Origin of the sequence: Variovorax endophyticus, assembly GCF_025376855.1 — a bacterium.
In the GTDB taxonomy this organism is placed as follows: Bacteria; Pseudomonadota; Gammaproteobacteria; order Burkholderiales; family Burkholderiaceae_C; genus Variovorax.
Genome location: NZ_JAHUTH010000013.1, coordinates 105444 through 126144, shown reverse-complemented (window position 1 = coordinate 126144; position 20701 = coordinate 105444). Strand labels below are relative to the sequence as shown.

Below are 20701 nucleotides of genomic sequence, written 5' to 3'. Positions count from 1 at the left end.
CAACCTCGATTCTTCGTATAATCGCGGGCTTCGCAGCGTTTTTGTGGCCCCGCGGCGAAGACATTTCACCACCTAAGAGATTCCCACCAGAGGAAAACCGACCGTGGAAAAGGGCCCGCCAAACCCTCTTTCGAAAAGAGAAATCTCATGACCACGTTCAGCGCAAAACCCGCTGACGTGAAGCACGAGTGGTTTGTGATTGACGCGACCGACAAGGTCCTCGGACGGGTAGCCAGCGAAGTTGCCCTCCGTCTGCGCGGCAAGCACAAGGCCATTTATACGCCTCACGTCGATACCGGTGACTTCATCGTCATCATCAATGCAGCCCAGCTGCGCGTCACCGGCGCCAAGTCCATCGACAAGGTGTACTACCGTCACTCGGGCTACCCGGGCGGCATCACGGCGACGAACTTCCGCGACATGCAGTCGAAGCACCCCGGCCGCGCGCTGGAGAAGGCCGTCAAGGGCATGCTGCCCAAGGGTCCGCTCGGCTACGCCATGATCAAGAAACTCAAGGTGTACGGCGGTGCAGAGCATCCGCACACCGCCCAACAGCCCAAAGTGCTGGAACTGTAAGGAGCCTTGAGAATGATTGGTGAATGGAACAACGGCACCGGCCGTCGCAAATCCAGCGTCGCTCGCGTGTTCCTGAAGAAGGGCACCGGCAAGATCACGGTCAACGGCAAGGACATCCAAGCGTTCTTCGGCCGCGAAACCTCGATCATGATCGCCAAGCAGCCGCTGGCGCTGACGAACAACCTCGAAACCTTCGACGTCATGGTGAACGTGCACGGCGGCGGCGAATCGGGCCAGGCCGGCGCGACCCGCCACGGCATCACCCGTGCGCTGATCGACTACGACGCGGCCCTGAAGCCGGTGCTGAGCCAGGCTGGCTTCGTCACCCGCGACGCGCGCGAAGTCGAGCGTAAGAAGGTCGGTCTGCACTCCGCACGCCGCCGCAAGCAGTTCTCGAAGCGCTGATCTCCAGCCTTCGCCTGCCGAGAAAACCGCCTTCGGGCGGTTTTTTCATGGGGCCTGCTTCCCGGCCCGGCCTTGCCCTCGCGTGGCTGCGACCCCACTTGCATTGGGTGCACCGCCCGCGGTTCCGGCCCCGAGGCCCGCATTGCAGTAGCATTCCTTCCCTTGGCCGCATGTTCCGGCCCCCTCTCCAGGAGTATTCCCTCATGAGCGCCGTTGCCGAAAACATCCAGACCCAGATGCCCGAACCGATCGTCTTCACCGACAGTGCGGCCGCCAAGGTGGCCGACCTGATCGCCGAAGAAGGCAATCCCGACCTCAAGCTGCGCGTGTTCGTCCAGGGCGGCGGCTGCTCGGGCTTCCAGTACGGCTTCACCTTCGACGAGATCACCAACGAAGACGACACGACGATGACCAAGAACGGCGTGTCGCTGCTGATCGATGCCATGAGCTACCAGTACCTGGTCGGCGCCGAGATCGACTACAAGGAAGACCTGCAGGGCGCCCAGTTCGTGATCAAGAACCCGAACGCCACCAGCACCTGCGGCTGCGGCTCCAGCTTCTCGGCCTGATCCTACCGATGGTGCCTGCCCGCAGCGCACCGTCCCCCCACCAAGCCGCCTCCGGGCGGCTTTTTGCTTTGCGCCTCCATTCCCGCCCATGTCGCCCGACACCGCCGTAGCCAACACCGCCGTCGCCCCCGCCCGCAAGAGCCTGCTGTGGCTCGTGGCGGTGGGCTTCTTCATGCAGACGCTGGACGCCACCATCATCAACACGGCGCTGCCGGCGATGGCGGCCAGCCTCGGCGAGAGTCCGCTGCGCATGCAGTCGGTGGTGGTGGCCTATGCGCTGACCATGGCGATGCTGATTCCCGCCTCGGGCTGGATCGCCGACCGCTTCGGCACGCGGCGCGTGTTCTTCGCGGCCATCGTGCTGTTCGCGCTGGGCTCGGTGCTGTGCGCGCTCTCGCACGGGCTGGGGCAACTGGTGGCCGCGCGCGTGGTGCAGGGGCTCGGCGGCGCTCTGCTGCTGCCGGTGGGACGGCTGGCGCTGCTGCGCACCGTGCCGCGCGGCGAATTCCTGCAGGCGATGAGCTTCGTGGCGATTCCGGGCCTGATCGGCCCGCTGCTCGGGCCCACGCTGGGCGGCTGGCTGGTGCAGTACGCCTCGTGGCACTGGATCTTCCTGATCAACGTGCCGGTGGGCCTGGCCGGCTGCATCGCCACCCTGCGCTTCATGCCCGACCTGCGCGGCGCCGCGCTGCGGCGCTTCGACGCCGTGGGCTACGGCCTGCTGGCCTTCGGCATGGTGACGATCTCGCTCTCGCTCGACGGCGTGGCCGAGCTGGGCCTGCGCCAGGGCGGGGTGATGGTGGTGCTGGTCTTCGGCTTCGCGAGCGTGGTGGCCTACTGGCTGCGCGCGGCGCGCACGCCCGAGCCGCTGTTCGCGCCCTCGCTGTTCAAGGTGCCGACCCTGAGCATCGGCCTGCTCGGCAACCTGTTCTCGCGCCTGGGCAGCAGCTGCATGCCCTTCCTGGTGCCGCTGCTGCTGCAGGTGTCGATGGGCTATTCGCCGCTGCGCGCGGGCCTGATGATGCTGCCGGTGGCGCTGGCCGGCATGGCGATGAAGCGCTTCGCCACGCCGTTGATCACGCGCCACGGCTACCGCAAGGTGCTGGTGGTCAACACGGTGCTGGTGGGGCTCGCGATGGCCAGCTTCGGCCTCACGGCGCCGGGCCAGCCCTTCGCGCTGCATGTGCTGCAGCTGCTGTTCTTCGGCGCGGTCAATTCGCTGCAGTTCACCGCGATGAACACCATCACGCTCAAGGACCTCGACGGCAGCATGGCCAGCAGCGGCAACAGCCTGTTGTCGATGGTGCAGATGCTCGCGATGAGCATGGGCGTGGCCGCCGCGGGCGCGGTGCTCGCGGGCTACAACGGCGTGTTCGGCACCGACACCGCGGTGCGCACGCTCGATGCCTTCCAGGCGACCTTCGCCAGCATGGGCCTGATCACGGTGGCTTCGGCGCTCATCTTCTGGCATCTGCCGGCGGAGATGCGGGCATCGCGGCCCGCGCAGCCCGAAGTCTCGGGCCAGGGCTGAGTCAGGCCGGGTAGATCGCGCCCAGCACGCGGGCGCCGCGGGCGCCGGTCACGCTGGCGAGGTTGCCGCTCTCGCGCCGCACCGTGGCGCGCGCCAGCCAGGCGAAGGCGGCCGCCTCCACCTGCTGCGGCGGCAGGCCGCGTTCGTTCGAGGCCACCACGGCGATGCCCGGCAGCAGCGCGCGCAGCCGCGACAGCAGGTGGCCGTTGAGCGCGCCGCCGCCGCAGACGATCAGCAGCTTGCTCTCTTTTCCGTAGCGCAGCAGGTCGGCGGCGCAGGTGCTGGCCGTCAGCTCTGCGAGCGTGGCTTGCACGTCGACCGGGGCGTCGGCCGCGCCGGTGCCCACGTGGGCGGCCAGCCATTCGGGATTGAACAGGTCGCGCCCGGTGCTCTTGGGCGGGGCCTTGGCGAAGAAGGGCTCGCCCTGCAGCCGCGCGAGCAGCTCGGGCAGCACCTGGCCGCTCGCGGCCCACTGGCCGTCGAGGTCGAAGGGCTGGCCGTGGTAGCGCTGGCACCAGTGGTCCATCAGCGCGTTGCCCGGGCCGCAGTCGAAGCCCAGCACCACCGCGCCCTCGGGTGCGTCGCTGGCCGGCAGCAGGCTCAGGTTCGAGATGCCGCCGAGGTTCAGCACCGCGATCGGCTCGCCGGGTCCGGCGAACAGCGCCCGGTGGAAGGCCGGCACCAGCGGGGCGCCCTGGCCGCCGGCCGCGAGGTCGCGGCTGCGGAAGTCGGCCACCACGTCGATGCCGCAGAGCTCGGCCAGCAGCGAGGGGTTGTTGAGCTGCAGCGTGTAGCCGACCTCGTCGAATTCGCCGGGCCGGTGGCGCACGGTCTGGCCATGCACGCCGACGGCGCGCACCGCGCCGGGCTCGAGGCCGGCATCGGCCAGCAGTTGCCGGACCACGCCCGCGTAGACGCGAGCCAGCCCGTTGCCGGCGAGTGCCGCGCGATGCAGTTCGTTGTCGCCCGGGGTGTTGAGGGCCATCAGCTCGCCGCGCAGGCCGACCGGGAAGGTGGCGCTGGCGTAGCCGGTGACCGCGATCCCGCCGTCGGAGAAGTCGGCGAGCACGCCGTCCACGCCATCGAGCGAGGTGCCCGACATCAGTCCGATGTAGAGGTCGCCGGTGGCCATGGGGCTGGGGAAACCGCCGGAATGGCTCCGGCGCTTCATCTGTCTATCTGGAAGCGCGGCGCTCAGTCCGCGCTGGCCTGGACCACCGAGAACGCGGCGGCCAGCTCGGTGCGCGCGCCGACGGCGATGCGTTCGAAGGCCGGGCGCATCGCCGCGGTGATCGGGGCGCCGCCTTCCTGCGCGATCGAGGTCGGGTTCTGGTAGACGCCGTTGACCCGGAATTCGAAGTGCAGGTGCGGACCGGTGGCCCAGCCCGTGGAGCCCACGGCGCCGACGGTCTGGCCCTGGCTCACGCTCTGGCCGGCCTTGACGTCGATGCGGCTCAGGTGCGCATAGGCCGTCTGCTGGTTGTTGCGGTGGTTGATGATGACGATGTTGCCGTAGCCGTTCTGCGTGCCGGCGAAGTCGACCGTGCCGTCGCCGACCGTGCGCACGGCGGTTCCGGTGGGCGCCGCGTAGTCGATGCCGTTGTGCTGGCGCCAGCTGTTGAGGATCGGATGCATGCGCATCGCGAAGCCGCTCGACACGCGCGTGAATTCCACCGGCGTCGCCAGGTAGGCCTTGCGCAGGCTGTCGCCGTTCGGGCGGTAGTAGCTGCCCTTCTGGCCCGCGCCCGGCGGCTGGAACCACACGGCCTGGTGCACCTTGCCGTTGTTCTCGAACTCGGCCGAGAGCACGCGGCCGCTGCGCAGCGCCTGGCCGTCGGCCTCGAAGGTCTCGTAGACCACGGCGAAGCGGTCGCCCTTGCGCAGCTGGCGCACGTCGACGTCGCCCGCGAAGATGTCGGCCAGCTGGCTGGCGACGGCATCGGGGATGCGCGCCTCGTCGGTGGCGGCGAACAGCGAGCTGCGGATGGTGCCGCTGGCCAGGCGGGCGCCCGGCGTGAGGGTGTCGCGCTCGGTCAGGGCCACGAAGCCCACGGGCGTGCGTTCGACCACAAAGCGCTTGAAGCCGCCGTCGCCGTCGGGAATCCAGCGCGCGCTGAGCTTCTTGAGCTGGTTGTCCTGCGTGGCCTCGGCGGTCACGGTGCGGCCGGCGCGCGCGAACAGCGCGGTGCGGGCCTCGCCGCTGCCGCGCACGAAGGCGCTGGCGGCCGGATCGGAGATGCCCAGGCGCTTGAGCAGCGCCTCGGCGGTGTCGCTCGAGCGGGTGACGTCGGTGCGGAACAGCGTGAAGCTGAAATCCTCGAGCGACGTCGCCTGTTCGGCGAACGACAGGGGGGCGGAGGTGGCTTCGAGCACCTGGTGGACCGGGAGGTCCGAGGCATCGGGTCCGAGCGAAGCCACGGCGAGGGTTCCGGCGCTCAGCAGCGCCGCCGCGATGACCGCGGTGATCTGCTTGGGGTAGGTCCGGAACGTATAGGCCACGCGAGAAGCGAGAAGCTCCTCGGCGGCAAGAATGCCGTTGATCAAACTATGAATTCCAGCTCAGGTTTCTGCAGATCCGTCTGCAAAGCCCAGAGCGGTCAGGGCGGCGGGACGGTGCGGAAAAAGCGCCGCTTAGAATCCGGCGCTTGAAAAAGTCGGGCGAGTATAGCTTCCGCACTCCAAAAGTCAGCCAAAAAAAGCCCATGAACGCCGAATCTGTTACATCCGTGGCCCTTTCAAATAGTGTAGGACGCGCGCTCGAAATTTCCCTCCGCGGGACTGACGAGCTGCTCCCCCAGGACGAGTGGGTGCGCAAGCTGCAGCGCTCCGAAGCCACCGGAACGCCGCTGCGCATCAAGCTGGGCCTGGATCCGACGGCGCCCGACATCCACATCGGCCACACGGTGGTGCTCAACAAGATGCGCCAGCTCCAGGACCTGGGGCACCGCGTGATCTTCCTGATCGGCGACTTCACCACCACCATCGGCGACCCCTCGGGCCGCAACAGCACGCGCCCGCCGCTCACGCGCGAGCAGATCGAGGCCAACGCCCAGACCTACTACAGGCAGGCCAGCCTGGTGCTCGATCCCGAGAAGACCGAGATCCGCTACAACTCCGAGTGGAGCGACCCGCTGGGCGCGCGCGGCATGATCCAGCTGGCCGCCAAGTACACGGTGGCGCGCATGATGGAGCGCGACGACTTCAACAAGCGCTTCAAGGCCGGCCAGTCGATCTCGGTGCACGAGTTCCTCTACCCGCTGATGCAGGGCTACGACTCGGTGGCGCTCAAGAGCGACCTCGAACTCGGCGGCACCGACCAGAAGTTCAACCTGCTCGTGGGCCGGCACCTGCAGCAGGAATACGGCCAGGAACCGCAGTGCATACTCACTATGCCGCTGCTGGAAGGGCTCGATGGCGTCGAGAAGATGTCCAAGAGCAAGAACAACTACATCGGCATCAGCGAAGACGCCAACACCATGTACGCCAAGGTGCTGTCGATCTCCGACGACCTGATGTGGCGCTGGTACACACTGCTGAGCTTCCGCTCGCTCGAGGAGATCGCTGCGCTCAAGGCCGAGATCGAGGCCGGGCGGAACCCGAAGGACGCCAAGGTCGCGCTCGCCAAGGAGATCACGGCGCGCTTCCACAGTCCGGCGGCGGCCGACACGGCCGAGCAGGACTTCATCAACCGCAGCAAGGGCGGCGTGCCCGACGAGATCGCCGAAGTGGCGCTGGCGGGCGCCCCGCTGGGCATCGGCCAGCTGCTCAAGCAGGCCAACCTCGCGGCGTCGTCCGGCGAGGGCAACCGCCTGATCGACGGCGGCGGCGTGCGCATCGATGGCGCGGTGGTCAGCGACAAGGGTCTCAAGCTGCCGGCCGGCAGCTACGTGGTGCAGGTCGGCAAGCGCAAGTTCGCGCGCGTGACCTTGTCCTGAGCCGGGCGCTCCCAAAGAAAAAGGCCGGGTCGATCCCGGCCTTTTTTGCTCGAGGGGCGTGCCTCAGCGCACTTCGATCGTCACGCGCCGGTTGCGCGGCTCGTCGACCTCGTCGGCCGTCGGCACCGCCAGTTCGCGTTCGCCGCGGCCCGCGGCCTCGATGCGGTTGGCCGGGAAGCGGCGCTCGATGAAGAGCTGGGCCACTTCCTGCGCGCGGCGCAGCGAGAGCGCGTCGTTGTTCTGCAGCGTGCCCTTGGTGTCGGTGTGGCCGACCACGACGATGTCGCCGCCGGGGCGCGCCTGGGCGGCCGCCAGCGCCTCTTCCATGATCTTCTGCGAGGCGGTCGTCAGCGTGATGGTGCCGAGCTCGAAGTACACGGTGTAGCGCTGCGACGGCGGCGGGCGCATCTCGAACAGCGGCTTGTTCTCGGCCTGCACCTTGGCCGGATCGGCGGCGTCGACCACCGGCGCGCCCGAGGCGCCCTGCTTGGCCGTGGCGCGCTGGTAGGGCCGCGAGAGCACCTCCTCGCCGTCCTTGGCGCGCACCACCACCGCCGAGGCGGTGCCGTCGGCCTGCGGCAGCAGCACCACGCGGGTGGCGGGCGAGGAACAGGCCGCGAGCAGCGCAACCAGCAACGCGGCGCCGAGGAAGCGCAGGCGGGAGAAAAAGAGGGGGCTGGAACCGGAACGCATCATGGCTGGCCGTCGGTCTGGACGATGAAGTCGGTGCCGCGGATGCCGATGGTCGCCGTCTGCGTCTCGACGCGCACCGCGTCGGGGTTGGTCTTGCCGATCAGGCCGGTGATCATGCGCATCGAGCCGCGCAGCAGCGAGACGAGCAGCCCGCCCTCGTGGGTGGTGGCATCGAAGTGGAACTGCTTGAGGTCGAGCCGCGAGGAGGGGCCGACCACCAGCGTGGTGTCGTCGCGCAGCACGACCGCGGCCGAGGAGTCGGGGCCGGTCACGATCCGGTCGACCGAGGCCAGGGCGTCGCCGGGCACGGCATTGCGCGCGGCGGCGGCGGCGCTCAGCAGCTTGACGTCGCCGCGCACCGACTTCACGAAGCCGGCCTGGCGCTCGGGGGCCGCCGTGGCGGGAGCGGCGGCGGGGGCCGCGGGCGTGGACGGGGCGGTCTGCGCCTGCGAAATCGCCGCGGCGCCGAGCAGCGCGCAGCCCAGCAGGGGCAGGAGGAATTTCTTGTGCATCATCGGGTTTTCCGCGAACTGTTTCGGGGCGGACACAATTATTAATGCGAAGGCGTTACACCTGGACACGAACATGATAATTCGGCGGCTAACTGCGGCCTTTTACCGTTTTTCCTGTCGCCTGTCGCCGTCATCACCCTGCGCGTTCGCATGAATCTCACACCCAAGACCTTGTTGCGGGCCTCCATCGCGGTGGCGCTGGTCACGATCGTGCTCAAGAGCCTCGCGGGCTACATCACCCATTCGATGGGCTTGATCTCGGACGCGATGGAGTCCTTCGTCAACCTGGCGAGCGCCACCTTCGCGCTGGCCATGGTGACGATCGCGGAGCGCCCGGCCGACGAAGGCCATCCCTATGGCCACCACAAGGCCGAGTACTTCTCCTCGGGCTTCGAGGGCATCCTGATCGTGGGCGCGGCCGTCGCCATCTTCTGGGTCTCGGTGCAGCGGCTGCTGGCGCCGCAGCCGCTCGAGCAGCTCGGCTGGGGCCTCGCGCTGTCGATCGTCAGCTCGGGCCTGAACGCCGGGCTCGCGTGGCTGCTGTTCCGCGCCGCCCAGGCCCGCCGTTCGATCGCGCTGGAGGCCGACGCGCGCCACCTGATGGCCGACGTCTGGACCTCGGCCGCGGTGCTGGTGGGCATCGTCGCGGTGCATTTCACCGGCTGGCTCTGGCTCGATCCGCTCCTGGCCATCGGCGTGGCGCTGAACATCGCGCGCGAGGGCGCCAGGCTGGTCTGGCGCTCCTCGCAGGGCCTGATGGACCAGGCGCTCGAGCCCGAGACCCAGGCGCTGCTGCGTGCCACGCTCGAGCGCTTCGCCGCCGGCGTGCCCGAGGGCGGGCGGCTGCGCTTCGACGACATCTTCACGCGCAGCGCCGGCCAGCGCCGCTTCGCCGACCTGCACATGCACGTGCCCGGCGACTGGACCCTGGAGCGCGCCGCCGCCCTGCGCGATGCGCTCGAGCAGGCCCTGATGGACGCCGTGCCCGGCCTGCGCGTGACCATCCAGCTGCTGCCGCTGGGCATGGAAGCCCGCGCCACCCGGCTTCCGTCAGACACCCTCGAGGAATCCCATCCATGAAAGCAGTGCTCCAGCGCGTGGCGCAGGCACGCGTCGACATCGCGGGCCGCACCGTCGGCGAGATCGGCGCCGGGCTGCTCGTGCTGCTGTGCGCCGAGCGCGGCGACACCGATGCCGCGGCCGACCGCATGCTCGCCAAGATGCTCAAGCTGCGCATCTTTTCCGACGCGGCCGGCAAGATGAACCGCAGCGTGCAGGACATCGGCGGCGGCCTGCTGGTGGTGAGCCAGTTCACGCTCGCGGCCGACGTGAGCGGCGGCAACCGCCCGAGCTTCACGCTCGCGGCGCCGCCCGACGAGGGCCGCCGGCTCTACGACCACTTCGTCGCCCAGGCGCGCGCCGCGCATCCCGTGGTGGCCACGGGCGAGTTCGGCGCCGACATGCAGGTGCACCTGCTCAACGACGGGCCGGTCACGATTCCGCTGCAGATGAGCTGAGGGCGGCGCGGGCCTCGTTCAGTCGCGCCGCAGCAGCGCTTCCCACGCCACCTTCGGGTGCTCGTAGCGGTCGATGGTCAGCTCCTCGAGCTGCGCGATGCGCCAGCCGCGCGCGAACAGCCGCTGCACGGTGGCGCGCTCGAAGAAGCGCTTCGGCGCGCCATCGACGAGGTAGAGGTTGTCCTCGTCCGAGCGACCCGGGCCGCGCCCGCCGTAGTGCCGGTCGTTGACCGAGTTGAGCCGGCACAGCAGCACGCCGCCGGGCCGCAGCGCCGCGTGGATGCGCGCGACCAGCTCCAGCGTCTGCTCCCATTCGAAGTAGTGCAGCGACAGGCTCGCGAGCACGACGCCGATGCGCTGCCCCTCGGCCAGCGGAAAGGGCGCGCGGAAATCCTGGTTGTGCACGCGCACGCCCGCCAGGCGCCGCTCGCGTGCCGCGTCCGCCGCCCTTGGCGACAGCTCGATCGCCTCCACGCGCAGCCCCGCGGCCGCCAGCGTGGCGCTGTCGCGTCCGTCGCCGCAGCCCAGCTCGAGCACCGGGTCGGCGCCCGCGCATTCGGCCAGCAGCGGCAGCCAGGGCCTGAGCCACGGATCGGTGTCGGCGCCGGTCATCGGTGCGCGTTCCCTCAGCGGTTGTAGGGATCGCGGATGCCCAGCCCCGCGAGGATCTCGATCTCGCGCGCCTCCATCGCCTCGGCGTCTGCCTCGCCGGTCTCGTGGTCCCAGCCCTGCGCATGCAGCGTGCCGTGCACCAGCAGGTGCGCGTAGTGCGCGGCCAGCGTCTTGCGCTGCTCCTTCGCTTCGCGCGCCACCACCGGCGCGCACAGCACCAGGTCGGCCATGACGAGCGGCGCCTGCGCATAGTCGAAGGTCAGCACGTTGGTCGCGTAGTCCTTGCCGCGGAACTCGCGGTTGAGCTGCTGGCCCTCGTCGGCATCGACGATGCGCACCGTGATCTCGGCGTCGGCGTCGAGCGCATGGCGGATCCAGCGCGTCACGCCGTGGCGCGGCAGCGCGGCGCGGTGCCGTTCCACGCCCTTGAAGCGGCCGAACTGCAGCGACAGGGCGAGTGCGTGGAGCGCCATCTCAGCGCCCGCCCGCGGCCGTGCGCTTGCGCTGGCCGTCGTAGGCGTCGACGATGCGCGCCACCAGCGGATGGCGCACCACGTCGGCGCTCGTGAAGTGCGTGATCGCGATGCCGTTCACGCGCCGCAGCACGCGCTCGGCGTCGATCAGGCCGCTCAACTGTTGCTTGGGCAGGTCGATCTGGCTCACGTCGCCCGTCACCACCGCCTTGGCGCCGAAGCCGATGCGCGTGAGGAACATCTTCATCTGCTCGGGCGTGGTGTTCTGCGCTTCGTCGAGGATCACGAAGGCGTTGTTGAGCGTGCGCCCGCGCATGAAGGCCAGCGGCGCGATCTCCAGCGCGTTGCGCTCGAAGGCCTTCTGCACCTTCTCGAAGCCCATCAGGTCGTAGAGCGCGTCGTACAGCGGCCGCAGGTAGGGGTCGACCTTCTGCGTCAGGTCGCCGGGCAGGAAGCCCAGGCGCTCGCCGGCCTCGACCGCCGGGCGCGTGAGCACGATGCGCTGCACCGCGCTGCGCTCGAGCGCATCGACCGCGCAGGCCACCGCGAGGTAGGTCTTGCCGGTGCCGGCCGGGCCGATGCCGAAGGTGATGTCGTGCTTGGCGATGTTGTCGAGGTAGATGGCCTGGGTGGGGGTGCGCGCGCGCAGGTCGGCGCGCCGGGTGGCGAGCGCGATCGCGCCGTCGCCGTCCTCGTCCATCGAGCCGTCGCCGGCCAGCGTGAGCTGCACCACCGCCGCGTCGATCGGTCGCTGGGCGATCTCGTAGAGCGCCTGCAGCACGTCCATCGCGCGCTGGGCGTTGACCTTGGGGCCGTCGATCTTGAACTGCTCGTGGCGGTGCGCGATCTTCACCGCGAGCGCCTCCTCGATGCGGCGCAGGTGGGCGTCGAGCGGGCCGCACAGGTGGCCCAGGCGCGTGTTGTTGGGCGGGGCGAAGGTGTGTCGCAGAATCACGCGGTTTCCATTTCCATCTTTATTGGTAGCCCATGCAAGACCGGCCCTGCTCCAGAAAATGCAACCCAAGGCGGGAAGCGCCGCAAGCGTCGGGGGGGCGCCAATGATAGGCAAACTCACCGGGATTCTTGCCGAACGCAATCCGCCGCAGGTCGTGATCGACTGCAACGGCGTCGGCTACGAGGTCGACGTGCCGATGAGCACCTTCTACAACCTGCCCAACGTGGGCGCCAGGATCTCGCTGCTCACGCACTTCATCGTGCGCGAGGACGCGCAGATCCTCTACGGCTTCGGCAGCGCCGAGGAGCGCGCGGCCTTCCGCCAGCTCATCAAGATCTCGGGCGTGGGCCCGCGCACCGCGCTGGGCGTGCTCTCGGGCATGAGCGTGGGCGAGCTCTCGCAGGCCGTCACCCTGCAGGAGGCCGGCCGGCTGGTGAAGGTGCCCGGCATCGGCAAGAAGATCGCCGAGCGCCTGCTGCTCGAGCTCAAGGGCAAGCTCGGCGCCGACATCGGCCTGCCCGCGCACGCGGCCTCCGATGCCCAGGCCGACATCCTGCAGGCGCTGGTGGCGCTGGGCTACAGCGACAAGGAAGCGGCCGCCGCGCTCAAGGCCCTGCCGAAGGACGTGAGCGTGAGCGACGGCATCAAGCTGGCGCTGAAGGCGCTGGCGAAATAGGGCCTAGGCGCGCAGCGCGCTGGCCAGCGCGCCCAGCAGCGCGTGCGTCTCGACCAGGCTCGGCCCGTGCACCGGCTGCGGCCAGGCGCTGTGGATCGCGACCACGAGCCGTTCCTTCGGGTGGATGTAGAGCTGCTGCCCGAAGATGCCGAGCGCGGCGAACAGGCCGCCATCGAGTTCGGGCAGCGCCTGCGCGCCGCTCGGGAAAGTCCACCACTGGTAGCCGTATCCCATCGGCTCGTAGCCCTCGAGCGTGCCGGGCGCGAGCCGCTGCGCGGGGTCGGCGCGCGTGGCCTCGCCCAGCCAGTCCTCGGGCAGCACGCGCTGTCCGCCGGCCATGCCGCCGCCGAGGATGAACAGGCCGAAGCGGCCGAAGTCGCGCAGGGTCGCGTTGACGCCGCTGCCCGCGAAGGCCTGGCCGCCCGGCGCGTCGAGCTGCCAGTAGGCATCGGCCTCCATGCCGAAGGGCGCCCAGATCTTGCGCGACAGGTAGTCGCCGATCGGCTCGCGCAGCGCGCTGGCCAGGATCCTGCCGACCAGGTAGGTCTCGCCGGTGCTGTAGTTGAAGCGCGTGCCGGCCGGTGCCGCGCGCGGCAGCGTCGCCATGAAGGCCAGCACCGCGCCCGCGTCCTGGTCGAGTTGCGCGCGCAGCATGCGGCGGCGGTCGGAGGCCGGGTCGAGGTAGTCCTCGTTCCAGGCCACGCCCGAGCTCATCTGCAGCACCTGCCGCAGCGTCACGCCCTCGTAGGCCGAGCCGGCCAGCACGGGCACGTAGCGCACGACCGGCTCGTCCAGGCTCGCGATCAGGCCGTCGTGCAGCGCCGCGCCCACGAGCGTGGAGGCGATCGACTTCGCGACCGAGAACGACATCCAGCGCGTGGCCGCGTCGTTGCCCATCGCGTAGCGCTCGAGCACCACCTGGCCGTCCTTGATCGCCAGCAGGCCCGCCGTGCGGTTGCGCGCCATGAACGCGTCGATGCCGAACTGCCCGTCGCCAGCGCGGTAGCGCACGTCGACCGCGGGGCCCGCGGGCAATGGATGGACCTGCGCGCCGCGCTGGATGGTGCGCGTCGCATAGAGCCGGTCCATGTGGCGGTAGGTGGGCGCCTGCAACTCGGGCGCCAGCGTCATCAGGTCCTCGAGCCGGCCGATGGCCTCGGTGTCCGTCATGCGGCAGCTCCCTACTTTGCCGGCTTCGCCGGCCGGTTCAGCCCCAGCGTCGGCGTCTCGTCGAAGAAGTTCCAGGGCTTGAGCAGCGCATGCACCCACTCGGTGGGCATGATCGGCCACTCCTCGGCGCGCGCGACATGCGTGGTGCCGGTGGTGAGCCAGACCACGTTGTCGGTGTTCACGATCGCCTGGTCGTCGGCGGTGAACTGGCCCAGGCCGGTGTCCTTGTTCGAGCGGTTCGGGTACTTGCCTTCGGGGAACTGCTCCTCGGGGTCGTAGCGCGTCACCCAGAGCTGGCGATCCATGAAGCTCAGGCGGTGGTTGATCCACTCGTCCTGCGCGAAGTTGGCGCCCTTGGCGATCGGGTGCGTGCCGCCCGCGTAGGGAATGAGCTGGTACGAGACCGGGTTGCCGACCTTGTTGCTCTTCGACGGATTGCTCAGCAGCCGGATCGTCGAGGGATCGAACTTCTGCGCCGCCTGCCGCTCGGTCGCCACCGTGCGCTGCACCGTCTGCATGGTGCTGGTGCGCGGGCCGCCGCGGGTGTTGGGCAGCACCACCGGGTCGACCTCGGTCAGCGAGTTGTTCTCGCCGTCCACGTCGAGGTCGAGCCGGAAGTTGTAGATGTGCTGGTGCGTGGTGCCGACGATGTGGTGGTCGAGCAGCGTGCCGTAGCGCGTGTCCTCGGCGGCGGTCGCGTCCTGCATGGTGCGCGACTTCACGCCCTTCACGGCCTCGATGCCGGTGGCGCCCGCGTTGATGCCGATGGTGCCGTTCTCGGCGAACACCCAGTCGAACAGGTAGTCGTAGTTGCCCACCGTGCTGATCCAGCGCACCACCAGTTCGCGCCGCTCGGTACTCACGTTGGGCTTGCCCATCTCCTGGTGCTTGAACTCGGGATCGGCATAGCGCTCGAAGACCGCGATCGCGCGCGGCACCTTCACGGGCGCGCCGGTGTAGTCGGCCAGCGTGGCATCGAGCAGCACCGCGTTCTGCGGCGCGTCCTTCTCGGGCTCGATCGGCGAGGTCAGCGTGCCCATGCCGTACTCGCCCGAGTCGAGGTAGGCCTTGAAGTACCAGCCGGTGTCGGGGTCGCCGTAGGGCACGATCATTCCGCCCAGCGAGCCCTCGTACATCACCTTGCGCCTGGTGCCCTTGTCGTTGTAGGTCACGGTCGAGAGCACCAGGCCCACGCGCGAGTCGAGCCGCAGGTGGAAGTCCCAGTTGCGCCAGTGCAGCATGTTGCCGGCGATGGTGTAGTTCTTGCCCTCGGGCTCGGTGATCTCCAGCGGCTTGGGCGCGGGCGTGCCGGCGCGGTCGCGGCCGTCGTAGGGCGTGGGCTTGAGCGGCACCGGCACCAGGCCGCCGTCCTCGATCTTCAGCACCTTCTTCTGCTCCAGGTCGACCACCGCCACCAGGCCCTCGATCGGGTGCGCCCAGTAGTTGCCGTCGCCCACGTCGAGGTAGCTCACCACCTTGAGCAGGCGGTCCTCCTGGCGCAGCGAATCCTTGCCGTCGAAGTAGCCCACGGTCAGCGGCGTGGCCACCACTTTCTTCACGTCGTCGATGCCACGCGTGGCGAGCGCCTTCGCATAGTCGGCGCTGGCCTCGATCGCGCTCTGCACGGTGGCGAAGTCGTCGAGCAGCACCATGCCGTGCGCGCCTTCCACCGGCTTCCACTCGAGCAGCCTGCGTGCCGCGAGGTCGATGCTGCCCTCGATCACCTTCTTGCCGTCGAGCGCGACGAAGCTCGCCTGCCGCGCGGCGCGCACCGGCTGGCCCGAGAGCGCGAAGGCCCAGACCTGGTCCTTGGGCGGGCGCTTCAGGGTGATTTCGGTGAAGCGCAGGCCGGGCTTGTAGTTGCCCGAGGCCTTGATCGTTTCGAGCGCGGCCTGGATCTCCTCGGCCGACAGCGGATTGAGCGGATTCGGCGTGCGCTCGACCACGAAGGTGCGGTCCAGGCTGGACTGGAACACCTGGTTGATGAAGTCGTGCGGCACCCAGGCCGCGCCCTTGCGCAGCACCACCGGCACGTCGAGCTGCAGCGGCTGGCCGTTGATCAGCGCGGTCTTCGAGCCGGGCTTGATGCGCACCAGCGTGCCGTTGCGCGCCACCGTGTAGACGTTGGCGAAGCTGTCGAAGCGCACGGTGGCGCCGAAATCCTCGACCGTCTTCTTGAGCGGCACCATGTGGGCCGCGCCGCCATGGGCCTGGGCGCCGCCGGCCGCGAGCGGGCCGAGGGCCAGCGCGAGCGCGGTGGCAAGAAGGGTGCGGGTGGTGCCGCGGACCGGCGTTCGATGGTGGCTGCTGCGCATGGCCTGCTTTTCCCTTTTCTTCGCGTGTTGTCTGAAACGACGACGAAGTTAAGGGCGCGACCCATACGGCGGTTAGCCGGATTCGGCAAGCCAGCGCGCACGCGTGGCGGAAGGCAGCTCGCCGAACAGCCGGCTGTAGTCGGCCGCGAAGCGCGACAGGTGCCAGAAGCCCCAGCGCGCCGCCACGTCGCCGATGCTGTCGCGCCGGTGCGTCTGCAGTTCGCGCCGCACCCGGTTCAGCCGCATCACGCGCAGGTAGGTCACGGGGCTCAGGTGCACCACGTCCTCGAAGGCGTACTGCAGCGCGCGGCGCGACACGCCGGTGGCCGCGCAGAGGTCGGGCACGCTGATGGCCTCGTCGGCATGGGCGCGCATGTACTCTCGCGCCAGCGCCACGATGTGGCGCCGCGCCACCGTGCCGGGCGGCAGCCGGGTTTCGAAGGCGTCGCAGCCGATGCAGTGCAGCACCGCGTCGGCCAGCGACAGCGACAGCATGTGGCGCGCCGCCGGCTGCTCGAGCTGCGCGAGGTTGCCGCGCGCCAGCGACAGCGCGGCGCCCAGCAGCTTCGACAGCTCGCTCTCGTCGAAGCCCGGCTGGCGCACCGGCGCCGGCTCGGGCAGGCGCAGCTCGAAGTCGGCGCCGAACAGCGTGGCCGCGAGCTCGGCCAGCGGCGCGGTGTCGATGCACACCGCCATCAGGTCCATGCCGGCGCCGGCCAGCAGTTCGAATTCGCGCTGCGGCGACAGCGCGATCAGGCGCCGGCCCTCGATCTCGTGGCCGCAGTACCAGCTGCCGCTGCCCGCGACCTCGGTGACGGCGAACGAGACCGTGCCCGGGCGGCCCTGGCCGTTCTGCAGCAGGGTCTGGTTCGCATGCTCGTGGAAGACCTGGACGAAGCCCAGGTGCAGGTCCTCGGACAGGCCCTCGAAGCGGCCGTTCGACAGCTGCTCGTAGTGCTGGTCCCAGTGGTCCAGGCTCGAGGCCTGTGCCTGGGCCTCGGCGTTCAGGTGGCGGGAGAAGTAAAGCTCGGTCATGGTCGGCGCGGACGCTGGCACGGCGGCCGTCGTCGAGCCGACGAGCAGGAACCGTGCCGATCAGCGCGCAGTCTGCGGGAAGCGGGGGCGCTTGACCATCTTGCTTACCCTCGGTTCGGCCGGTGCCTCATTCGGGCTGGAGCCCGATGTCCTTGACCAGCGCGCCCCAGTCGCGCAGGTCCTGGCGCAAGGTCGCGGCGAACTGCTCGGGCGTGTTCTGCGGCAGGTCGGTGAAGTTGAGCTCGCGCAGGCGCTGCACCACGGCCGGGTCCCGCAGCGCGCGGTTCACCGCCTCGTTGAGCTTCTTCACGATCGCCGGCGGCGTCTTCGCGGGCGCCAGCACGCCGTACCAGGCATAGGTGGTGAACGGGTAGCCGGACTCGGTCATCGTCGGCACCTCGGGCAGCATCGGGATGCGCGAGGGCCCGCTGTTGGCCAGCGCCCGGAGCCGGCCGGCGCGCACCAGTTCCACCGTCGAGGACATGTCGGCGAAGGCCGCCTCGACCTGGCCGCCCATCAGGTCCTGCACGCAGGGGCCGCTGCCCTTGTAGGGCACGTGCTCGATCACCAGGCCGGCCTGCTTCTTGAGGCTTTCCATCGCCAGGTGGCCGCCCGAGCCGTTGCCCCACGAGCAATAGCTGAGCTTGTCGGGCCGTGCCTTGGCATAGGCGACGAAGTCGGCCAGCGTCTTCACCGGCAGGTCGTTGCGCACCAGCAGCAGGTTGCCGCCGCGGCCGATCTGCGCCACCGGCGCGAAGTCCTTCACCGGGTCGTAGGGCAGCTTGCGGTAGAGGCTGGGGTTCACCACCATCGCGGCGGCGTAGGTGAACAGCAGCCGGTAGCCGTCGGGCGCCGCGCGCGCCACCTGCTCGGTGCCGAGGATGCCGTTGGCGCCGGGCCGGTTGTCGACCACGAAGGGCTGCTTGAGCGACTTGCCCAGCGCGTCGGCGACCAGCCGCGCGATGGTGTCGGTGCCGCCCGCGGCGGCCGTGGGAACGACCAGTGTGACGGGCTTGTCGGGATAGGCCTCGGCGCCCTGCGCGGCGGCCGTGGCCAGCAGGCCGGCGAGGCCGGCAAGGAACAGGCCGGTGCGGAGAAGGGATGCGGTCATGGGTATGCGGGTCCTCGGGAAGTCATTGGATACCGAAGCGCGCCTGCGTGCCCTGCTCGAGCATGTCGGCGCTCACGCGGTAGAGGTTGCGCGACACGTAGCTGGGCACCTGGCGCGCGCGCTCGCGCAGCCATTCGGCCTTGAGCGCGCGCGCCTCGGCCAGCTCGGGCGCGTCGCCGCGCGCGGTGGCCAGCAGGTCGATCACGTGCAGCGCGAGCTGCCATTGCCCTTGCTGCGCGAGCGCGCGCGCCCGCGCGATCAGGCCGGCCTTGTCGGTGATGGCCTCGGCCACGGCCTGGCCGATGGCCTCGGGCGGCTCGGGATGCAGGCTGGTCGGGTTGCGGTCCCACCAGCCGTTCTCCGAGCGGTAGATGTCGCGCACGATGTAGGCCGGGTCGCCGTAGGTGGGCTTCATCCAGTCGACCGCGAACAGTTCGTCGGGGCAGCGGATGCGCGCCAGCAGCTCGCGCTCGTTGAGGCCTTCGTTCATCAGCCGCACCACCTCGGCGCGCAGCCAGCGCAGCGCGCGCGCCGTGTGGGTGAGCACGTGCCGCACCTGGTCCTCGCCCTCGAGCGTGGCGCCGAACTCGCGCACCGCCTTGCGCGCGCCGAGCGCGGCCAGCGCCTCGAGCGTGTCGGCCCAGCGCACCGTGTCGCGCAGGGTGCGAAAGGGCGTGCCGATGTTGGGGATCGAGTCGATCAGCGCCGCGCCGCCGTAGAGCACGCGCTGCGCGGGGCTCCACAGCGCGATCGCGTCGTCGGTCTCCGAGGGCGCCCAGCGCAGCTCGACGGCGCGCTCGCCGTGCCCGATGACCAGCCGCTCGTCGAAGGTCTCGGTCGGCGCATGCATCGACAGCCGCTGCGCGAAGAAGCCCGCGGGCCGGTTGAACTGGATCTCGGCCATGCGGTGCTGCAGTGCCTCGGTCTCGCGGTAGCGCGCGAGGCGCCGCGGCACGTTGCGGTGCGCGATCACGCGCGGCGGCGCGTCGCCGCGCCGCGCCGCATGGGCGAGCCACATCGGCACGCCGGCGTTGTAGCCCACATGGCCGTGGCTGTAGCACAGCGCATGCAGCGGCGCGTCGCTGAGTTCGCGCACCGCGTCGATCATGCCCCGCGTCACCGAGCCGCCCGGGCCGGCGTCGATCACCACCAGGCCGACATCGGTCTCGGCCACGAAGGACTGTCCCTGCCCGCGCAGGATGTGCAGGCCCGGCGCCACCGTCTCGGTGCCGCTGCCGACGATGAGGAAGGGCTTCTCCTGTTCCTGTGTGTTGCTCATGCGTCGTCTCCCAGTCGTTGAAGCGGCGGCAGCGCATAGCGGCCGTCGAGCATTTCCGCGCGCGGCACGTAGGCGCGCAGGCAGAGGTAGAAGGCGCCCGCGGGCGCGGGCAGCCAGTTCGCGCGCGCCGCCTCGTCCGCGGGCGCCGCATGCTGGATGCGCAGCGTGAGGCCGCCGTCGGCGTCGTGGCGCAGCGCCGGCGTGCGGTCGCCGATGGCGTAGCGGTCGATCGGGTTGTCGACCAGCATGCAGTCGCGGCTGTCGTACAGGGTGAGCGACCAGAAGGCCTCGACCGGCGGCAGCTCGCCGGGCCCGAAGCGCAGCGTGTAGCAGTGGCTGCCGTGCAGCGCGCGGCCCGCGGCGTCGTGCCAGGCGAGCGGGTAGGTGGCCTCGCGGCTCTCGAGCATGCCGATGTACTTGAGCGCGACCAGCGCGCGCATCCGGTGGTCGTCGCCGAAGCTGGCCTCCACCAGCGGCATGGCCACCCAGCCGCTGGCGGCCGCGCGGCCCGCTTCCGTGGCGCGCAGCCGCGGCAGCACGCGGGCGATCGCATCCTGCAGCAGGTCGCGCTGCGTGCCGTCGAGCGCGCCGGCCTCGGGGTGCAGGCCGAGCGCGGCGTAGCGCGCGAGCCGGTCGGCATCGCGCGCGGGCGGCGGGTTCTCGCGCAGCGCGCGCTGCACCTGCGCCGCGAAATGCGCGGCATCCGGCGCCGCCTTCGGGTCGCAGGCCGGGTCGAAGGCCATGGGCCGGGGCGCCGCGCCGGCCTGCCAGTCGGCCAGCGTGCGCACCACGAAGCCGTCCTGCAGCGCATGCACCGCGGGCAGGTCGTGCGGCCCGTCGACCAGGATGCGGCCGATGACCCAGAGCCAGCGCGTGGGTGCCTCGATGCGCGCGCCGGGCGTGTCGAAGGCGGGCGGCAGCTCGCCGCGCCAGCCCGGCGGCACGAGCACGAAGGAACGCGCCGCCGTGCCCGTGAGCCGCTGGCCGATGTGGGCGAAGGGGTTGGTATGGAAGTCGAGCAGGCCCAGCACGTAGTAGCGCCCCGCGGTGTCGGGGACGTCGATCACCAGCGGGCCCGCGCCGAGGTCGAGCCAGGCGTTGGTGTAGAGCGTGTCGTTGTTCGGCGTCACGACGCGGCTCTTGCCCGGCCCCAGCAGCTTGCGCGCATGGGTGAACACGTTGCACCAGCGTTGCGGCGCCGGTGCCTCGCCGGCGGTCTCGCAGCGTTGCGGCGAGGTGGCCGCGCGCATGCGGCACATCTCGTACAGCGGCCAGGCGTAGACCACGGCCTCCTCGGCCAGGGCATCGAGCCCGGCGTCGATCGTTGCTGCCATGCC

Annotated in this window: 21 protein-coding genes; 8 read left to right on the top strand and 13 right to left on the bottom strand. The window is 70.1% G+C overall.

Annotated features, from left to right (window positions below):
• The first annotated feature begins 147 nt into the window (after window positions 1-147).
• From rplM to mdtD, 4 genes are all read left to right on the top strand, one after another.
• Entirely contained in the window at window positions 148-576 is a 429-nt protein-coding gene (rplM, locus tag KV106_RS18560) for a 50S ribosomal protein L13 (RefSeq protein WP_057590758.1), read from the top strand.
• Between the two features lie 12 nt (window positions 577-588).
• Window positions 589-981, top strand: a complete 393-nt coding sequence (rpsI, locus tag KV106_RS18555) for a 30S ribosomal protein S9 (protein ID WP_057590759.1) — start codon at window positions 589-591, stop codon at window positions 979-981.
• A 203-nt stretch (window positions 982-1184) separates the two neighbouring features.
• Window positions 1185-1550 carry an iron-sulfur cluster insertion protein ErpA gene (gene erpA / locus KV106_RS18550; protein WP_007827949.1) on the top strand — a complete coding sequence of 122 codons (366 nt, stop codon included), beginning with the start codon at window positions 1185-1187 and terminating at the stop codon, window positions 1548-1550.
• A gap of 88 nt (window positions 1551-1638) precedes the next feature.
• Window positions 1639-3081: a multidrug transporter subunit MdtD gene (mdtD, locus tag KV106_RS18545; RefSeq protein WP_261211577.1), complete on the top strand. Its 1443-nt coding sequence runs from the start codon at window positions 1639-1641 to the stop codon at window positions 3079-3081.
• Between the two features lies 1 nt (window position 3082).
• Here the strand turns inward: mdtD and KV106_RS18540 are convergent, their stop codons facing one another.
• A complete protein-coding gene (locus tag KV106_RS18540; protein WP_261211576.1) occupies window positions 3083-4213 on the bottom strand; it encodes an anhydro-N-acetylmuramic acid kinase in 1131 nt (376 codons plus the stop codon).
• A gap of 62 nt (window positions 4214-4275) precedes the next feature.
• Window positions 4276-5625 (bottom strand): M23 family metallopeptidase, encoded by a 1350-nt coding sequence (locus KV106_RS18535; RefSeq protein ID WP_057590762.1) that lies wholly within the window; start codon window positions 5623-5625, stop codon window positions 4276-4278.
• Between the two features lie 158 nt (window positions 5626-5783).
• On the opposite strand from KV106_RS18535, the gene tyrS reads away from it, so the two are divergent.
• Window positions 5784-7016, top strand: a complete 1233-nt coding sequence (gene tyrS, locus KV106_RS18530; RefSeq protein WP_261211575.1) for a tyrosine--tRNA ligase — start codon at window positions 5784-5786, stop codon at window positions 7014-7016.
• A gap of 63 nt (window positions 7017-7079) precedes the next feature.
• Here tyrS and KV106_RS18525 read toward each other — a convergent pair whose 3' ends face one another.
• Window positions 7080-7712, bottom strand: coding sequence for an OmpA family protein (locus KV106_RS18525; protein WP_261211574.1), 633 nt, complete (start codon window positions 7710-7712; stop codon window positions 7080-7082).
• Window positions 7709-8224, bottom strand: coding sequence for a FecR family protein (locus KV106_RS18520; RefSeq protein ID WP_261211573.1), 516 nt, complete (start codon window positions 8222-8224; stop codon window positions 7709-7711). The genes KV106_RS18525 and KV106_RS18520 overlap by 4 nt, the downstream gene beginning before the upstream one ends.
• A 147-nt stretch (window positions 8225-8371) precedes the next feature.
• Between KV106_RS18520 and KV106_RS18515 the strand changes: the two genes are divergently transcribed.
• Window positions 8372-9301 carry a cation diffusion facilitator family transporter gene (locus tag KV106_RS18515; RefSeq protein WP_057590764.1) on the top strand — a complete coding sequence of 310 codons (930 nt, stop codon included), beginning with the start codon at window positions 8372-8374 and terminating at the stop codon, window positions 9299-9301.
• Window positions 9298-9738 carry a D-aminoacyl-tRNA deacylase gene (dtd, locus tag KV106_RS18510; RefSeq protein ID WP_261211572.1) on the top strand — a complete coding sequence of 147 codons (441 nt, stop codon included), beginning with the start codon at window positions 9298-9300 and terminating at the stop codon, window positions 9736-9738. Before KV106_RS18515 ends, dtd begins: the two co-directional genes overlap by 4 nt.
• A gap of 18 nt (window positions 9739-9756) precedes the next feature.
• Here the strand turns inward: dtd and KV106_RS18505 are convergent, their stop codons facing one another.
• The 3 genes from KV106_RS18505 to KV106_RS18495 are packed head-to-tail and all read right to left on the bottom strand — an operon-like array spanning window position 9757 to window position 11778.
• Entirely contained in the window at window positions 9757-10350 is a 594-nt protein-coding gene (locus KV106_RS18505) for a class I SAM-dependent methyltransferase (RefSeq protein WP_261211571.1), read from the bottom strand.
• Window positions 10351-10364: 14 nt separating this feature from the next.
• A complete protein-coding gene (gene ybeY / locus KV106_RS18500) occupies window positions 10365-10823 on the bottom strand; it encodes an rRNA maturation RNase YbeY (RefSeq protein ID WP_057590767.1) in 459 nt (152 codons plus the stop codon).
• A gap of 1 nt (window position 10824) precedes the next feature.
• A complete protein-coding gene (locus tag KV106_RS18495; RefSeq protein WP_261211570.1) occupies window positions 10825-11778 on the bottom strand; it encodes a PhoH family protein in 954 nt (317 codons plus the stop codon).
• A 103-nt stretch (window positions 11779-11881) separates the two neighbouring features.
• Here KV106_RS18495 and ruvA point away from each other — a divergent pair, with 103 nt between their 5' ends.
• Window positions 11882-12454, top strand: coding sequence for a Holliday junction branch migration protein RuvA (ruvA, locus tag KV106_RS18490; protein WP_261211569.1), 573 nt, complete (start codon window positions 11882-11884; stop codon window positions 12452-12454).
• A gap of 3 nt (window positions 12455-12457) precedes the next feature.
• On the opposite strand, the gene KV106_RS18485 is transcribed toward ruvA, so the two are convergent.
• From KV106_RS18485 to KV106_RS18460, 6 genes are all read right to left on the bottom strand, one after another.
• The gene (locus KV106_RS18485) at window positions 12458-13624 is read right to left on the bottom strand and encodes a serine hydrolase domain-containing protein (protein ID WP_261211567.1); all 1167 of its coding nucleotides are present in this window, start codon (window positions 13622-13624) and stop codon (window positions 12458-12460) included.
• Between the two features lie 11 nt (window positions 13625-13635).
• The gene (gene tynA / locus KV106_RS18480; protein WP_261211565.1) at window positions 13636-15939 is read right to left on the bottom strand and encodes a primary-amine oxidase; all 2304 of its coding nucleotides are present in this window, start codon (window positions 15937-15939) and stop codon (window positions 13636-13638) included.
• Window positions 15940-16011: 72 nt separating this feature from the next.
• Window positions 16012-16974 (bottom strand): helix-turn-helix domain-containing protein, encoded by a 963-nt coding sequence (locus KV106_RS18475; protein WP_261211564.1) that lies wholly within the window; start codon window positions 16972-16974, stop codon window positions 16012-16014.
• Between the two features lie 127 nt (window positions 16975-17101).
• Window positions 17102-18085 carry a Bug family tripartite tricarboxylate transporter substrate binding protein gene (locus KV106_RS18470; protein ID WP_261211562.1) on the bottom strand — a complete coding sequence of 328 codons (984 nt, stop codon included), beginning with the start codon at window positions 18083-18085 and terminating at the stop codon, window positions 17102-17104.
• Between the two features lie 22 nt (window positions 18086-18107).
• A complete protein-coding gene (locus tag KV106_RS18465) occupies window positions 18108-19364 on the bottom strand; it encodes an alkyl sulfatase dimerization domain-containing protein (RefSeq protein ID WP_261211561.1) in 1257 nt (418 codons plus the stop codon).
• Window positions 19361-20698 (bottom strand): DUF1254 domain-containing protein, encoded by a 1338-nt coding sequence (locus KV106_RS18460; RefSeq protein WP_261211560.1) that lies wholly within the window; start codon window positions 20696-20698, stop codon window positions 19361-19363. The genes KV106_RS18465 and KV106_RS18460 overlap by 4 nt, the downstream gene beginning before the upstream one ends.
• Window positions 20699-20701 lie beyond the last annotated feature (3 nt).

Bases quoted from the DNA above. Each gene is read 5' to 3' on its own strand.
- rplM (WP_057590758.1), top strand. From the start codon at position 148: ATGACCACGTTCAGCGCAAAACCCGCTGACGTGAAGCACGAGTGGTTT.
- rpsI (WP_057590759.1), top strand. From the start codon at position 589: ATGATTGGTGAATGGAACAACGGCACCGGCCGTCGCAAATCCAGCGTC.
- erpA (WP_007827949.1), top strand. From the start codon at position 1,185: ATGAGCGCCGTTGCCGAAAACATCCAGACCCAGATGCCCGAACCGATC.
- mdtD (WP_261211577.1), top strand. From the start codon at position 1,639: ATGTCGCCCGACACCGCCGTAGCCAACACCGCCGTCGCCCCCGCCCGC.
- KV106_RS18540 (WP_261211576.1), bottom strand. From the start codon at position 4,213: ATGGCCACCGGCGACCTCTACATCGGACTGATGTCGGGCACCTCGCTC.
- tyrS (WP_261211575.1), top strand. From the start codon at position 5,784: ATGAACGCCGAATCTGTTACATCCGTGGCCCTTTCAAATAGTGTAGGA.
- KV106_RS18525 (WP_261211574.1), bottom strand. From the start codon at position 7,712: ATGATGCGTTCCGGTTCCAGCCCCCTCTTTTTCTCCCGCCTGCGCTTC.
- KV106_RS18520 (WP_261211573.1), bottom strand. From the start codon at position 8,224: ATGATGCACAAGAAATTCCTCCTGCCCCTGCTGGGCTGCGCGCTGCTC.
- KV106_RS18515 (WP_057590764.1), top strand. From the start codon at position 8,372: ATGAATCTCACACCCAAGACCTTGTTGCGGGCCTCCATCGCGGTGGCG.
- dtd (WP_261211572.1), top strand. From the start codon at position 9,298: ATGAAAGCAGTGCTCCAGCGCGTGGCGCAGGCACGCGTCGACATCGCG.
- KV106_RS18505 (WP_261211571.1), bottom strand. From the start codon at position 10,350: ATGACCGGCGCCGACACCGATCCGTGGCTCAGGCCCTGGCTGCCGCTG.
- ybeY (WP_057590767.1), bottom strand. From the start codon at position 10,823: ATGGCGCTCCACGCACTCGCCCTGTCGCTGCAGTTCGGCCGCTTCAAG.
- ruvA (WP_261211569.1), top strand. From the start codon at position 11,882: ATGATAGGCAAACTCACCGGGATTCTTGCCGAACGCAATCCGCCGCAG.
- KV106_RS18485 (WP_261211567.1), bottom strand. From the start codon at position 13,624: ATGACGGACACCGAGGCCATCGGCCGGCTCGAGGACCTGATGACGCTG.
- tynA (WP_261211565.1), bottom strand. From the start codon at position 15,939: ATGCGCAGCAGCCACCATCGAACGCCGGTCCGCGGCACCACCCGCACC.
- KV106_RS18475 (WP_261211564.1), bottom strand. From the start codon at position 16,974: ATGACCGAGCTTTACTTCTCCCGCCACCTGAACGCCGAGGCCCAGGCA.
- KV106_RS18470 (WP_261211562.1), bottom strand. From the start codon at position 18,085: ATGACCGCATCCCTTCTCCGCACCGGCCTGTTCCTTGCCGGCCTCGCC.
- KV106_RS18465 (WP_261211561.1), bottom strand. From the start codon at position 19,364: ATGAGCAACACACAGGAACAGGAGAAGCCCTTCCTCATCGTCGGCAGC.
- KV106_RS18460 (WP_261211560.1), bottom strand. From the start codon at position 20,698: ATGGCAGCAACGATCGACGCCGGGCTCGATGCCCTGGCCGAGGAGGCC.